At 46.7% G+C, this 15,318-nt stretch carries 13 protein-coding genes; 5 read left to right on the forward strand and 8 right to left on the reverse strand.

The window, feature by feature from the left end:
• Nucleotides 1–42: 42 nt before the first annotated feature.
• Entirely contained in the window at nt 43–1,029 is a 987-nt protein-coding gene (locus tag ACTHY5_RS00965) for a diaminopimelate dehydrogenase (protein WP_441875081.1), read from the reverse strand.
• A 239-nt stretch (nt 1,030–1,268) separates the two neighbouring features.
• On the reverse strand, nt 1,269–2,114 hold the full coding sequence (locus tag ACTHY5_RS00970; protein ID WP_441875084.1) for a CvfB family protein: 846 nt from the start codon (nt 2,112–2,114) through the stop codon (nt 1,269–1,271).
• A gap of 294 nt (nt 2,115–2,408) precedes the next feature.
• Here ACTHY5_RS00970 and ACTHY5_RS00975 point away from each other — a divergent pair, with 294 nt between their 5' ends.
• A complete protein-coding gene (locus tag ACTHY5_RS00975; protein ID WP_441875087.1) occupies nt 2,409–4,301 on the forward strand; it encodes an SLC13 family permease in 1,893 nt (630 codons plus the stop codon).
• A 27-nt stretch (nt 4,302–4,328) separates the two neighbouring features.
• Entirely contained in the window at nt 4,329–4,598 is a 270-nt protein-coding gene (locus ACTHY5_RS00980) for a DUF3081 family protein (RefSeq protein ID WP_441875090.1), read from the forward strand.
• Nucleotides 4,599–5,001: 403 nt separating this feature from the next.
• On the opposite strand, the gene dbpA is transcribed toward ACTHY5_RS00980, so the two are convergent.
• Nucleotides 5,002–6,378 carry an ATP-dependent RNA helicase DbpA gene (dbpA, locus tag ACTHY5_RS00985; protein ID WP_441875093.1) on the reverse strand — a complete coding sequence of 459 codons (1,377 nt, stop codon included), beginning with the start codon at nt 6,376–6,378 and terminating at the stop codon, nt 5,002–5,004.
• Between the two features lie 131 nt (nt 6,379–6,509).
• Entirely contained in the window at nt 6,510–9,140 is a 2,631-nt protein-coding gene (glnD, locus tag ACTHY5_RS00990; RefSeq protein ID WP_441875096.1) for a bifunctional uridylyltransferase/uridylyl-removing protein GlnD, read from the reverse strand.
• A 135-nt stretch (nt 9,141–9,275) separates the two neighbouring features.
• Between glnD and ACTHY5_RS00995 the strand changes: the two genes are divergently transcribed.
• On the forward strand, nt 9,276–9,878 hold the full coding sequence (locus ACTHY5_RS00995; RefSeq protein ID WP_441875099.1) for a YqaA family protein: 603 nt from the start codon (nt 9,276–9,278) through the stop codon (nt 9,876–9,878).
• Nucleotides 9,879–9,907: 29 nt separating this feature from the next.
• Here ACTHY5_RS00995 and cspD read toward each other — a convergent pair whose 3' ends face one another.
• Nucleotides 9,908–10,117, reverse strand: a complete 210-nt coding sequence (cspD, locus tag ACTHY5_RS01000; protein ID WP_441875102.1) for a cold shock domain-containing protein CspD — start codon at nt 10,115–10,117, stop codon at nt 9,908–9,910.
• A gap of 347 nt (nt 10,118–10,464) precedes the next feature.
• Here cspD and clpS point away from each other — a divergent pair, with 347 nt between their 5' ends.
• Both clpS and clpA read left to right on the forward strand, forming a co-directional pair.
• Nucleotides 10,465–10,782, forward strand: a complete 318-nt coding sequence (gene clpS / locus ACTHY5_RS01005) for an ATP-dependent Clp protease adapter ClpS (RefSeq protein ID WP_441875105.1) — start codon at nt 10,465–10,467, stop codon at nt 10,780–10,782.
• A gap of 48 nt (nt 10,783–10,830) precedes the next feature.
• Nucleotides 10,831–13,086 (forward strand): ATP-dependent Clp protease ATP-binding subunit ClpA, encoded by a 2,256-nt coding sequence (gene clpA, locus ACTHY5_RS01010; protein WP_441875108.1) that lies wholly within the window; start codon nt 10,831–10,833, stop codon nt 13,084–13,086.
• 323 nt (nt 13,087–13,409) lie between these two features.
• Here clpA and infA read toward each other — a convergent pair whose 3' ends face one another.
• The 3 genes from infA to aat form a co-directional block, all read right to left on the reverse strand.
• Nucleotides 13,410–13,628, reverse strand: coding sequence for a translation initiation factor IF-1 (gene infA, locus ACTHY5_RS01015; RefSeq protein WP_208006483.1), 219 nt, complete (start codon nt 13,626–13,628; stop codon nt 13,410–13,412).
• 83 nt (nt 13,629–13,711) lie between these two features.
• Entirely contained in the window at nt 13,712–14,407 is a 696-nt protein-coding gene (locus ACTHY5_RS01020; protein ID WP_441875120.1) for an arginyltransferase, read from the reverse strand.
• The gene (gene aat / locus ACTHY5_RS01025) at nt 14,392–15,096 is read right to left on the reverse strand and encodes a leucyl/phenylalanyl-tRNA--protein transferase (protein ID WP_441875111.1); all 705 of its coding nucleotides are present in this window, start codon (nt 15,094–15,096) and stop codon (nt 14,392–14,394) included. The genes ACTHY5_RS01020 and aat overlap by 16 nt, the downstream gene beginning before the upstream one ends.
• Nucleotides 15,097–15,318 lie beyond the last annotated feature (222 nt).

The raw sequence follows: 15,318 nt of genomic DNA on the forward strand, positions 1-15,318 counted from the left end.
TCGGTGCTTTTCTATTTTTAGCTCGGCGCTTGGCGCTAGGGGTTAAAGCATTTCTTTGCGTAGTTGTGCAGGTGTCTTCGGTGACAATAAGCCTGGGGCTATATCAAAGACAGTTCTGGCACCGGTTTCACCGGTTTGGCTCAGCTTATGTACTGCACGGGCGTAAGCCACTAATACGCTGGCGGTAAACTCAGGATTGCTGCCAAGTTTAAGGGAAAACTCCAGTACTTGACTGGTGTTGTCAGCGCCACTTTCGCCGCTGCGAATGACAAAGCCGCCGTGGGGCATACTGCTGTGTTCAGCCTCAAAGGTCTGCTGATCAATAAAGTTGACCTTGGTGTCGTAGTCAGCAAAGTAGTTAGGCATAGTGACAATGGTGTTGCGCACGGTATCGGCATCGGCCCCGTCGGCTAACACAATAAAGCACTCGCGGGTGTGCTTTTCACGGGTTTCTAACTGTGGAAGCTCGCCATTGCGCACGCGTGCCATGGCTGACTCTGATGGCAAGGTATATTGCACGCCAGACTTGACGCCTTCAACACGGCGTACTGCATCAGAATGACCTTGGCTTAGGCCTTTTCCCCAAAAGGTATATGTTTCGCCTTGGGGCAAAATGGCTTCACCAAATAGGCGGTTTAGTGAAAATAACCCCGGATCCCAGCCTACGGATAATAAGGCGACTTTTCCTGCTTGCTGTGCGGGAGCATCAAGCGCACTAAAGTAGTCAGGAATGTTAGCGTGGGTGTCAAAGCTGTCGACAATATTAAACAAGCTAGCTAAATAAGGGCCTTGCTCTGGCAAGTCTGATTTAGATCCGCCACACAACACCAAGACGTCTATGTCATTTTGGTATTGTTCGATATCATCCATTGCGTATACAGGCACTGTGCTGTCGATTAGCGAGACGCTAGCCGGATCGCGGCGACTAAATACGCCGACTAAACGCATGTCAGGGCTCTTTTTAATGGCCGCTTCTGCGCCGCGACCCAAGTTGCCGTAGCCGGCAATGGCGATTCTTATTTGTGTCATCAGTATGCCTTTTGTTGAACTGTACTGGCGAACCAGACAGTATTCGTATGTATTTGCGTCAGTGACAAAGGTACAAATGCAGTCGTTACGCGGGTAAATATGAGAAAAATACGCGTCTTTGCCTACTGGCTGCATTTGTAACAAGCCATTAATTTAAACCATTTTCACCACGGAACCCACAGCTAGTGTTAAATTTTTAGCTAGGCGCTGGGTACTTGCGTTGAATATTTGGCATACCGTTATGAAGCATCCGTCTTATTGGTACTGCGAATTCCCCCTGCTTCAATAACAATGCGCCCTTGTTTATATAAGCCGCCAATGGCTTTTTTAAAGGTGCCTTTACTGATGCCAAACATGCGAAATATAGTGTCGGGGTCGGTTTTATCGTTAACCTGCATACTGCCACCGGCGCGCTCGAGTTTGTTAAGAACGGTTTGCGCTGCGTCATCGAATTTTCCGGGGCCTGGCTTAAAGAGGGTTAGGTCGATTTTTCCGTCGTCACGAACTTGCTTAATGTAGCCTTTGGTTTGCAGCCCCATGGGAACACGGCCTGAGATGTCTGAGCGGAATAATAGCCCCCAATATTGGTTATCAACTACCGCTTTAAAGCCTAAATCAGTCGGTTCAACCACCAGTAAGTCTACTTGTTCTCCAGGGCGGTAGGAGGGCAGCTCTCGGCTTAAGAAACTGTCTAACCTGCTGCTGGCAACCATGCGTCCCTCATGGTCTAAATGCAGGTACACAATATAATGACGACCTTCTTGCATGGGTCTGGCTTGGCTTCGTTGAGGAACAAAAATATCTTTTTTCATTCCCCAGTCAAGAAATGCGCCTAAACGGTTAGTGGTCACTACTTTGAGAGAAGCAAACTGATAGGCGAGTGCTTTGGGCGTGTCTGTGGTGATCACAGGCTCTTGATCTGAGTCGAGATAGATAAAGACCGTTATCTTATCTCCTGGCTGACAATGGTTTGGTAACTGGCGCCGTGGTAAAAAAGTGTCGCCATATTCTCCAGCATCTAACCAGCCGCCTTTGTCGTCTAATCGTAAAAGGGGAAGGGTATTATTATCGCCAAGCTTGATCATGAGCATTACCAGAGTTACAAAAAAGTGATTTTAGCCCGAGCCTGTCTTAAAGGCCACCGCTGCCGTTGGCTTTTCGCAATAGAGCGCAAGCGAGATAAAGACCATAGTAATAAAAAGTTACTCTTTTAAATTCAATCGATTAACCAGTGCGATGATCGTCGCGTAACCGGTTTATTTAGTATTTTTGTTATAGAAAATGCTGCTACACTCGCCAACGTGACCATATAAAGGTGAACGGATGAGCAGGGGAATGGCAGTAAGTGGCCCACCTTGGCGATAGGGAGCGTGTAAGCCATGATGAACTCAGAACAAATCACCATTGTTATTATTTTACTGAGCACAGTATTAATGTTTTTGTGGGGCCGTTGGCGTCACGATATGGTGGCCGCTGGCGCCTTGTTAGCTTGTATATTTACCGGGTTGGTGCCGGCTGATATTGCCTTTGATGGCTTTAGTCATCCCGCCGTGGTGACGGTGGCTTGTGTACTGGTATTAAGTAAAGGTTTACAAAGCTCAGGTGCGGTTGATGTATTAACCCGAAAGTTACTTCCTGCTAATGCGGGTATTACTTTATCGATTGCCGCCTTAACGGCATTAGGTGCGTTGTTATCTGCTTTTATGAATAATGTGGGTGCTTTAGCGCTACTCATGCCAGTGGCGGTACAAATGGCGCGCCGTAAGCAAATTGCGACCGGTAAAGTGTTAATGCCACTGTCTTTTGGCACCATACTGGGCGGCATGAGCACGCTAATTGGTACCCCACCTAACCTCATTGTATCCAGTTTTCGCCAAGCCAGTGGCGAGGGCATGTTTGGGATGTTTGACTTTACGCCAGTGGGGTTTGTAGTGGCAGCAGTGGGCGTGAGTTTTGTGGTTTTAATTGGCTGGCGTTTAGTGCCGGGGCGCAAGCAATCTGGTGCCGAACGTTTTGATTCGGGGGCTTATATTACTGAGGCACGTGTGCCTGAAGGCTGTAAGGCCGAAGGCATGACACTGGGGGATATAGAAAAAGCATTAGTTGAAGCAGATGCACAAGTGCTGGGCTTGGTGCGTAATGAGGTTAGGGTGACCCCGCCTAGCCCTCGGCGGCGCACTCGAGCTGGGGATATTTTAATGCTTGAAGCGGAAGCTGAAACCTTATCCAGTGCTTTAACCAGTTTGGGGCTAAAATTAGAAGAAGCGAAAGCCACGCGAGATGAACAAGAGAAAGAAAAAGCCAAAGAAGGCGAGAAGAGTAAAGAGCCACGTCATTCTAACAAGACGAATAACACTGCTCAGATAAGCAAAGCTGAAAAAGCCGATAAGTCAGATGATAATACTGACTCTTTTGATGAGGTAGTATTAATGGAGCTGGTCATTTTGCCAAGCTCTGGGTTGCTTGGGCGTACTGCTGCCGGCATTCAACTGAGAACCCGTTATGGGGTTAATTTGCTGGCGCTTTCTCGACAAGGTAAACGCTCTTCTAAGCGATTACGGGCCCAAGCATTTAGAGCCGGTGATTTATTAATGATGCAAGGTGGACCTGAAGCTATTGCTGAGTTTGCTTCTAGTACAGGATGTGTGCCATTAGCGGAGCGAGAATTACGGATCCCTAATAAACGTATGGCGCTGTTGGCTACTGTGATAATGGCAGTCTCGGTAGGGGCTGCGGCACTGGGATTGTTGCCGGCGGCGGTATCGTTTGCCGCTGGGGTGTTAATGTCGATGGTGGTACGCACTGTCCCGCCCCGCTCTGTGTATGGGGCTATTGATTGGCCCGTGATTGTTCTGTTAGGCGCTTTAATCCCGGTAGCACAAGCGATGGAGTCTAGTGGTACGGCTGAATTGATTGCCAATTTGTTATTAAATGGTGTGGCTCAGGGGCATGCCACCATCGCCTTGGTGCTGATTTTAGTGGTGACCATGAACTTGTCTGATTTAATGAATAATGCCGCTACTGCCGCTGTGATGTGTCCGATTGCGATTGGTACCGCCAATCAGCTGGGCGTGAGTATTGATCCCTTTTTAATGGCGGTAGCCATTGGCGGCTCTTGTGCATTTTTAACTCCCATTGGCCATCAAAATAATACGCTAATATTGGGCCCTGGTGGCTTTCGTTTTGGTGATTATTGGCGACTAGGGCTGCCATTAGATATCTTAGTGATCTTGGTCACCATCCCCATGTTACTCTGGGTATGGCCTTTGTGATTATCAATAAAGTTGTAGGAGTCAAATATGCAGAACGAATTAGACAATATGGTGGTGTTAGAGGTCTTTGATAAAATTCGTCGCTTTGGTGAGCCCTATCAAGAAGGTCATCGGTTAGATGGCATTATTGCGAGTAGCGATTTTGATGGTTATACCGTGGTGTTATCCGGCAATGAAGTGACGTTGCAGCTTAACTTTCATCAAAGCTATGAATTTGATTACAGTAGTGAAAAACTAAAAGCGCAATTTATGGATAAAATTGATTATATCCACCGCCATTACAACGATCGCGAATAGCTATAATCATGTGATGGGTATGTCGGGAATAGAAGGGCCGTCATTGCGAGGAACGTAGCGACGCGGCAATCCATTTAACAGACAGCTATAAGCTAGAAGCCGGAAGTAAACCTGAACATAAAAGTGCCACTGAACATAAAAGTATCTCAGTGTTTTTGTCTAGCTTATCGCTTCCAGCTCTGCGCTCCGGCTTTCTATACGCTTTGCGCTAAGAATGACTACGAAGAGCGTGAAGTGAACTGGCTGAGATAAACCGGTAAAGGGTAAGGCGGACGACACTGAATACGTCATGGGGCTGTGGTTGTCTCGCCCCCTTTGCCCTTCACGTTTTTTCTTTGTCCTGCTCCCTAATCACCAATCCCTAGTCACTGTTTTTTAGCTCGGTGCTTGGCGCCGTGTTTACTTAAATCAATCGCACTCGTACGGCTCGGCCTTTTATTTTTCCTTGCTGTAAGTGCTTAAGCGCTTTTTTGGCAACGTCTTTATGTACGGCCACGTAAGACTGCATTTCTGAAATATCTATTTTACCGACTTCGCTGCCTTTAATACCGGCACTGCCGGTTAAGGCACCTAAAATATCCCCCGCGCGAATTTTACTCTTGCGCCCGCCAGCAATATTTAGAGTGACCATGTCGGTTTGCAGGGACGCTATGTTCTCATTGAGCTCGGCCAGCTCGCCTTGAGCGATAGGTGCGCGCTGATATTCCTCAATCATGCTAACACGATACGCTTCTTGTGGACTGCAGAGACTTAATGCCAGGCCTTGTTGGCCAGCTCGGCCAGTACGACCAACGCGATGCACGTGAGTTTCGGGATCTTGGGTGATGTCATAGTTAATAACAGCCGCTAAATCTTTAATATCTAATCCGCGGGCGGCTACATCGGTAGCCACCAAAATATTGGCGCTGCCGTTAGCGAAACGAATAAGCACCTGATCGCGCTCGCGTTGCTCAAGATCGCCATTTAAGGCGAGTGCAGAAAATCCTAAGTCAGTTAAATGTTCGGCTACTTCTTGGCAGGCACGCTTAGTATTACAAAATACGACCGCTGAAGCGGGAGCATAGTGACCTAATAAGGTAGCGAGAGCTTGCTTGCGCAGGTGGGGGGCCACTTCAAATAGTAATTGTACAATGGTGTCGGCTTGTTGTTCGTCAGCAACGGACACTCGTGCCGGCGAATGTTGCATGCCACGGCTTAAGCCGGCAATTCCCTCGGGGTAGGTGGCTGAAAACAGCAATGTTTGGCGAGGCTTAGGGGCATAATCGACCACAAGCTCAATATCATCGGCAAAGCCCATATCCAACATACGATCGGCTTCGTCTAATACCAGAGTGTTAAGGCTGTCTAACACTAGGCTGCCTTGTTGTAAGTGCTTGAGCATACGCCCAGGCGTGCCAACTACAATGTGGGCACCAAACTCCAAAGACGCAGTTTGGGCAGCCGTAGGCGAGCCACCGCACAATACCACCAACTTAACATTGGCCAGGGCTCGAGCTAACCTACGCAACTCGCGAGCAACTTGATCTGCTAACTCACGGGTGGGGCATAGCACCATAGTTTGTACAGCCAAACGATTAACATCAAGGTTTGCCAACAAAGCCAAACCAAACGCGACGGTTTTACCGCTGCCGGTGCTTGCTTGAGCAATCACGTCTTTGCCGTCTAGCATTAACGGCAGGCTCTGGGCTTGAATCGGGGTCATTCGGGTGTATTCAAGGCTGGTTAAATTAGCGATCAGCGCAGGGTCCAGAGACAGAGTAGAAAATTCAGTATGGGTCACAGCAAACTCTTGATGGTGATATGAAAAAAAGGGCCATAAGGCAGAAGCGCATTATAGCAGAAAAGCCGCCAGCGTGGCGCTATGTTTAATGCTGAGCTTGATAGCTGAGCGTCAACTCAAGGCCGGCGCTGTTATTCGCTATTTTCAAAGCTCAGTTCATCAGTTACTTTTTCGCGCAGTTGTGTTTTTTCTTGTTCCGTTAAGGGCAGGTTTTGTTGATTAGTTAGGCTAAAAAAGTCTTCTACACGCTCGCCGATAGTGGTGATTTTGGCTGCATGTAAATTAAGTTTTAACTGACTAAAAATATTCCCTACACGGGCTAATAAGCCTGGGGTATCTAGGGCAATAAGCTCAACCAAAGTGCGCTTAGTGGCGCGGGGTGGATGCATAAAGTTGACTTGCGTGGTAACACTAAATTCGCGATGACGTCGTGAAGGCGGACGAATGCGTACTTTGGGTGGCGCCGTATGGGTGAGCACATCACTTAAACGCTGACACAAATCGCTTAGCCTGTCACCACTTACGGGCTGCCCGTCGGGCTCTAGCACAATAAAAGTATCAAGGGCATAGCCGTCTTTAGAAGTCATAATTTGGGCATCATGAATATTAAGGTTTTTTTGATCTAGGGCCGCCGCAACACGACCAAATAAATTAGGCGAGTCAGGGCAATAAATAAAAAGCTCACTTCCGCCGCGCCCAGGTTGCTGGCTAATTTGCACTAAAGGATGACTGCTATGGTGATGAGCAATAATATGGCGGCTGTGCCAGGCAATCTGCTCTGGGGTATGGCGCAAAAAATAGTCGGCGGTAAAGCGTGACCATAATGATTTTATTTGCTCATCTGTGGTGTCGAGACGGGTTAATATTTGCCGTGCTTGGCGCTGATTTTCTCGTACCCGCAAGCGCAAATCGGGTGGGTTCTCTAGCCCGCGGCGCAGTGCTTTTTGGGTAGAAAAATATAGCTCGCGCAATAAGCTGCCTTTCCAGTCATTCCACAGATTATCGTTGGTCGCGCAAATATCGGCCACAGTGAGGGTGTAGAGTAAATCAAGGCGTGATTCATCTCGCACCAGGGACGCAAATTCACTGATCACATCTGGATCATAAATATCGCGCCTTTGTGCGGTGACAGACATAAGTAAGTGCTGGCGTACCAGCCAAGACACTAAGCGTGCATCAGATCTGTCAAGCTGGTGTAACTCACAAAATGCCAAGGCATCATCAGCACCTAACTCGGAGTGATCTCCCCCTCGGCCCTTGGCGATGTCATGAAATAGGGCGGCAATGGTTAATATTTCGGGTTTACGTATTCGGCTACAAATATCAAAGCATAATGGGTGGTTACGTTGTGCTTCAAGTTGATGAAAGCGATAAATATTTTTTAAGACGCGGTGGGTATGTTCATCTACCGGATAGGCGTGAAACATATCAAACTGCATTTGCCCAACAATTTTATTCCACTGCGGTAGATAGGCGGCAATAATACCGTAGCGATGCATTAAGGTGAGAGCCAATCCACAGCCGTGGTGATGGCGCATTAGCATCATAAACACCTGTCTACAGTCAGCTCGTTCACATAAAAAAACGGGCAATAAGCGGCGTGCGTCACGCAGTTCACGCAGGGTGCTAGAATAAATACCACTAATATGAGGGTGCAGCGCAATTTGATAAAACAGGCGTAAAATAGCGGCGGGCTGCTCAACAAAAAGTTCCGGCTTAATAGCGTCAATTAAAGTGCCACGCAGCCTAAACTCGGGGGTTAGTGTGGTTACATCCATGGCGATGTGTCCCAAAATAGCTTCGTCGAATAGTTGCAATAGCATTTCGTTGAGCTCGGCTACCCGGCGCACGGTTTGGTAAAACCGTTTCATCATTTGCTCTATGGGCTCGTTACCTTCACCGGCAAAGCCTAATGCGGTAGCAACGGCCCGTTGGCGGTCGAACAGCAAACGATTATCTGGCTTATGAATCGCCATGTGTAGGGCAAAGCGCAGTTTCCATAAAAAATTTTGGCAGTCCAGTAGTTCTAAGTATTCCTCTTGGCTTAAAAAATCGTGACTGACCATTTCATGCAAGGTGGTGGCGCCAAAATGGCGACGCGTAACCCAGCTGATGGTTTGAATGTCTCTTAAGCCACCAGGACTATTTTTAATATCTGGCTCAAGCTTGTAGCTGGTATCTTGGTACTGTTGATGACGCTGTTTTTGCTCGTTTCGTTTTGCTTCAAAAAAAGCTTGGCTGGGCCAAAAAGTATCGGGTTCGGTGGCCTGTGTCAGTGCGGCAAAGGTCTGATAACAGCCAGTGATCAGTCGAGCTTCAATTAAGTTGGTGGCAATAGTAAGGTCATGCTGGCCTTGTGCGATGCACTCATCAACTGAGCGTACACTGTGGCCTACTTCTAATCGTAAATCCCAGAGTTGGGTAATAAAGGCGCTAATACGTTCATTAATAGCGCTGTGGTGACAGCCATTATATAAAATTAACAAATCTATATCTGAGTAGGGGTGTAGCTCACCACGGCCATAACCTCCGACGGCGACCAATGCTAACTGAGGATCTTGTGCTAACCCAAAGTGTTGCCATAGCCCGGTTAGTAGCTGATCCATGTGCTGTGAGCGGATAACAACCAGCTCCATAATGTCATCGCCTGCCTTAAAGCGCTGCTCTAGCCACTGTTGCAAACGCGCCAGTATTTCTTTGCATTGAGGTAAGGTCAGGTCGGCGGGATCAAACTGGGCGGGGGTAAGCAAGCTGGCATGCATAGACTCAATATCCTACTTATTTAAACTAGACACTACGTTAGCATAACCGCACTATTTGGGTAGGTAAATGAAGAGGACTGCTCAGTTTGTATTGTTTGATATGATGATAATGGCGCTTTATTTATGGGGGGAATGATGTCAGATAGAGAACAAGAGCGCCGCACTCTGCCACCTTGGGTATTACGGGCGATGGATTCGGGATACTTGGTACCGACCTTGTTTATAGCTTCTTTTTTAGAGGCCATGGTAGTACCGATCCCATTAGAACTCATATTAATTCCGTTGTTACTATTACAGCCTAAACGCCGTTGGTTACTTGCATCGGTTGCTTTAGCTGGATGCTTATGTGGCGCTTTAGTCGGTTATGGTGTTGGTGGTTGGTTATTTGAGAGTGTTGGGCAGAGATTGCTAGCAACTTTGGAGGCAGAGCAAGCCTTTGCTGAGTTTAAGATCACACTGAGCGAACAGGGGTTTATGGCGATATTAGTGGTGGGGATAACGCCGGTGCCATTTCAAGTTGCCATGCTTGCTGCCGGAGCTACTCAGTACCCCATTGCTCTTTATATATTAGCGGCCACAATTGCACGTGGTATTCGTTATTTGGGCTTAGCACTTTTGGTAGTATTATTTGGTGCGCAGGCAAGGTTATTATTTAAACGCCACAGTAAGCCATTAGGCGGGGGGATATTATTGTTGGCTGTGCTGGGTTATGGGGTATATTGGTGGTTAACAGCATAAAGGCGCTATTGCGCCTTTAAAATTGCTGCTTATTCCGCGATTGGACTAATGCTAATAGCGTGGTGACCTTTAGGACCTGCTTCTATTTTATAATGTACTAACTGGCCCGCTTTTAGGGTTTTATATCCGTCCATTTCAATGGTAGAAAAATGGGCAAACACATCATCTCCCCCTTCTTGTGGGCAGATAAAGCCAAATCCCTTAGCATTATTAAACCACTTCACCGTACCGGTTATCATCTCTTACTTATCCCTTATCGTCGAATACCTTAAATAGTCCTTTTTCATCGCGACTTACTTTATATAAAAATAAATAGCTAGACTGACTATTGTTAATATAACCTCTTACTTTAATTAAACCAAAGGACGAGTCAAGTCTTTGTTTTTGCATTACATAGGTGCACATTTGCATGTTGACAGTTGTGCTGTAAGAGGTAGTGTGAAGGTAAGGACAGATTAGCGCTATACTGATATCCTGAGTACGAACAAAGGACGAACGCTGCCGCTTTGCTAGATGCAACGCACATAAGTCGAAAAAGAGACGGCCGGCTGTAGCGAGATCAGGAACAGTGACTTAGAGTAGATGTATGAGTAACCAAGAACACTACATTGATGGTGACCAGTTAAAAGAGGTGGAAAAAATTGCGCTGCAACCGCCTCCTATGTACAAGGTTATCTTAAATAACGATGATTATACCCCCATGGATTTTGTGGTGGAGGTACTACAAAAATTCTTTTCTATGGATGAGGACAAAGCATCACAGGTGATGATGGCAGTGCATTATGAAGGTAAAGGAGTGTGTGGCCTGTTTACTGCGGAAATTGCAGAAACCAAGGTGGCACAAGTAAATAACTATGCTCGGCTGCATGAGCATCCGCTATTATGCAGTATGGAGCAAGCTTAAGTTAAGACCCGCCGCAACGGGACACCGAAGTTTTTAGGGGAGGTGCCTATGTTGAACAAAGATCTTGAGAGCACGCTAAACGAGGCGTTTAATGAAGCCCGCCGTGCTCGCCACGAGTTCATGACGGTGGAGCACCTGCTACTCGCGTTGTTGAATAACCCAGCCGCCACAGAAGCACTGGTTGCCTGTGGGGGAGATCTTGAGCAGTTAAGTAAAGAAATTAAGCTGTTTATTGAACAGACTACACCACTGCTGCCCGCAGAGGATGAAGAGGCGGAAACACAGCCGACCTTGGGGTTTCAGCGAGTGCTGCAGCGTGCGGTATTTCATGTGCAGTCTTCTGGTAATGCACAAGTGACTGGCGCTAATGTATTAGTGGCCATCTTTAGCGAGCAAGAGTCGCAAGCCGCTTATCTATTGAAGAAAATTCAAATTAGTCGCTTAGATGTCGTGAACTTTTTGTCTCATGGTGTACGTAAAGACTCAGAGCAAGAAGACGCATCTGATATACAACAAGAAGACAGCAATGATGATACGCTCAATAGCCAAGCAGAAGGTTTTGTAATTAATCTTAATCAAGCAGTTAAAGAAGGTCGAATTGATCCGCTGATTGGGCGAGAGCATGAAGTTAACCGCGCTATTCAGGTGTTGTGTCGTCGCCGTAAAAACAACCCCTTGCTGGTTGGGGAAGCTGGGGTGGGGAAAACTGCCATTGCTGAAGGGCTGGCTTATCGCATTGTACACGGTGATGTTCCTGAGATTATGGTCGATAATGTGATTTATTCTCTTGATATGGGGGCCTTACTGGCGGGTACTAAATATCGAGGAGATTTTGAAAAGCGCTTTAAAGCCTTGCTAAAACAATTTGAAAAGCAAAAGGGCGCCATATTATTTATTGATGAGATACACACCATTATTGGTGCTGGCGCCGCCTCTGGCGGTCAGCTAGATGCCGCTAACCTGCTTAAACCAATGCTGTCTAGTGGGCAAATTCGCTGTGCTGGTTCAACAACTTATCAAGAATACAGTCAGATTTTTGAGAAAGATCGTGCCCTCGCTCGACGCTTTCAAAAAATCGATATTGCTGAGCCCTCCGTGGCGGACACCACCAAAATATTAATGGGTTTAAAAAGCCGGTATGAGGCCCATCACGATGTACGCTATACCTCACCTGCCATTAAAGCAGCCGCTGAGTTATCTGCTAAATACATTAATGACCGTCAGTTGCCGGATAAAGCCATTGATGTGATTGATGAGGCGGGGGCTAAAATTCGTATGATGCCGCCGTCTAAACGTAAAAAAACCATTGGGGTTGGCGATATTGAAGCTATTATCGCTAAAATTGCGCGTATTCCTGAAAAATCGGTTTCTAGCTCTGATAAAGATGCGCTAAAAACCATGGAATCTAAACTGAAAATGGTGGTGTTTGGTCAAGACAAATCAATAGAAGTGCTGACCGACTCGATTAGATTAAGCCGTTCTGGTTTAGGAAGTGAAAATCGCCCCATTGGCTCTTTCTTATTTGCCGGCCCCACCGGCGTGGGTAAAACGGAAGTAACACAGCAGCTCGCGCGCGTGCTAGGCATTAAACTCGTGCGCTTTGATATGTCTGAGTATATGGAGTCACATACGGTGTCGCGCCTTATTGGGGCTCCACCGGGGTATGTGGGGTTTGACCAAGGAGGTTTACTCACCGACGCTGTAATTAAGCAGCCTCATGCGGTGGTATTGCTGGATGAAATAGAAAAAGCCCACCCCGATGTATTTAACTTATTATTACAGGTGATGGATAACGGCACTCTCACTGACAATAACGGGCGTAAGGCGGATTTTCGCAATATCATTTTAGTGATGACCACTAATGCTGGGGTGCAAGAAACGGTACGCCAGTCGATTGGTTTCCAGCAACAAGATCATAGCCCAGACGCCATGGTTGAAATTAATCGGACCTTCTCACCTGAGTTTCGTAACCGCTTAGACCATATTATTTGGTTTAATAACTTAGACATGGACGTTATCCACCGCGTAGTAGATAAGTTTATTGTCGAATTACAAGCGCAGTTAGATGCTAAAGGCGTATCAATGGAGGTGAGTGAGCCGGCTCGTCATTGGTTAGCTGAACAAGGCTACGAGAAGTCGATGGGGGCGCGTCCTATGGGGCGGGTGATCCAAGAGCAACTGAAAAAGCCGCTGGCCAACGAATTGCTATTTGGCGAGTTGGTAAGTGGCGGAACAGTTAAAGTTACACTTAAAGATAACAAGCTGCATTTTGATTATCAGTCGGAAGCCTCTTTAGCTCATTAACAGAGTGCTAAACACTTTTTTAGTCGTTGATAAATATTTGCCCGGCTTTCAATAGAAAGCCGGGCATTTTTATTGATGCCCATTTCGGGCTTTCAATTTTGTGCTTACACCAAGACAGTGACAATGCCAAGGGGCATTTCCTGAGCCCCATGGATGGGTTGATGGCGTGTTGTGGGAGCTGACTCTGCTTTTGCTTGATAGAATAATTATTTAGCGTATTTGGTATTAGCGTTTTTTATCTTTATTTTAACGTAAAGCACCCAGCAAAAAAGAGCAATGGCTGTTGCAATTGCTGCTTTTTTGCTGGGTGACTGGCGAGCGTATTACCGCGCGCGGAAGACGATGCGACCTTTTGATAAATCGTAAGGGGTCAGTTGAACTGTGACCTTGTCGCCGGTAAGGATGCGAATGTAGTTTTTACGCATTTTTCCAGAGATGTGAGCCGTTACCACGTGGCCATTTTCTAGTTCAACGCGGAACATGGTGTTCGGAAGGGTATCCAAAATGGTCCCTTGCATTTCAATATTGTCTTCTTTAGCCATTGAGTCCTCTTGTTAGCGCAGGCAATAAAAGCGGCTGCGATCATGCCGTATTTCGCCCTAAGTGTAAAGTTTTGCCCAGTTTTTCATCGCCAATGCTTAGCGATAAATCGTTGGTGAGGGCGGAAGTGTTGTTTATAGTTCATTTTTTGACAATCATCTACCTGATATCCTAGGTAAAGCCATTTTTTGTTTTGTTCTTTGGCCATGATCACTTGGCTAAGAACTGCAAAAGTCCCTAACGAGCGATGTGCCAGTTCAGGTGCATAGAAGGTATACATAGCACTAAATGCATGCTCAAGCGCATCGGTGACTGCGACTGCAATCAGTTGGTGCGCTAGCCAAAACTCAATAAAGAGAGTGGGTAACCAAGGGCAAGTTAAAAAATGATCATATTGATCACGGTTAGCCGGATACATGCTGCCATCTTGATGGCGTTGATTAATATAGCGCTGGTATAGCTCAAAATAGGCGGGCTTTTTTTGATAACTTTGTGTGATGCTTATATCTCGATTAAGGCGCAAGATACGTTTTTGGCTGCGACTAGGACTAAAAGCGGCCACATCAACTCGCAGTGACTGGCACGCGCTACACCCCTGGCAGTGTGGGCGATAAATATCTGAACCACTACGGCGAAAACCGGCACTTAATAGCTCTTCATATCCTTGTGGGGTAAGCCTGTCTTTATCGAGCAGCACTAATAATTGCTCTTGCTGTCCGGGCAAGTAACTGCAGGAGTGTTGTGGCGTTAGGCCCACTTTAAGGTTTACTTCTCGCATAATATTAACTCACCTGATTGCCAACACCCCTGCATAAGCTGTTCTTGTTGGCGTTGTTTTAGGGTGTGCAGAAAGCGGGTACGAGGCCATGTGGTAACGCCTAAGCTCATTAAGTGAGGGTTCGGCAGTTGGCAGTCGATAAGCTTGCCACCATAGCGTTGAAAATGTTGACATAAGCCAAGCATGGCAAGTTTAGAGCCGTTATCCACTAAGTGAAACATAGACTCGCCACAAAAAATTGTGCCCAAGTTAATGCCATATAATCCCGCCACCAAGCGATCCTCTTGCCAGACCTCCACTGAGTGGGCATGACCTTGTTGGTGCAACTGACAATATGCTTGCTCAATTTCTGCGGTAATCCAGGTGCCTTCTTGGTGTTCTCTTAACGAGCGACAAGCATGAATCACCTGCTCAAAGGCGGTATTAAGGGTCAGTTTATAACGGTGGCGCCGCACTAACTTAGCCAGACTGCGGCTGATGTGTAACTGATCTGGGGCAATGACAGCTCGTGGATTAGGTGACCACCAGAGTATGGGCTGCTCTTGCTCAAACCACGGAAATATTCCCATTTGATAAGCCAATAATAATCGCTGTGGGCTTAAATCTCCTCCCACGGCCAATAACCCTTCTGGGTCTTGTAGTGCACCAGATGGCGGTGGAAACCAAAGATTATGATCGAGTAAGGTCAGCATAATTGAGTTGTATCATTACAAAATAAAGGAGTAAAGGTGACCTTGAGTCTGCACTTAAGTGCTAAAAAGCGTGACACAGTTTCACCACGGATCTTGAGTTATGAGTGGGTATACTTGGCTTATTTTACCCTTTACACATTGTATTATCATTTATCAGCTTTTATGGCTCATACCAATCGGATTAAGTAAGTGGTCAGCTTTATCTTCTGTAGATGCCGAAAA

It is taken from the genome of Oceanisphaera sp. (assembly GCF_052084945.1).
Classification (GTDB): Bacteria; Pseudomonadota; Gammaproteobacteria; order Enterobacterales; family Aeromonadaceae; genus Oceanimonas.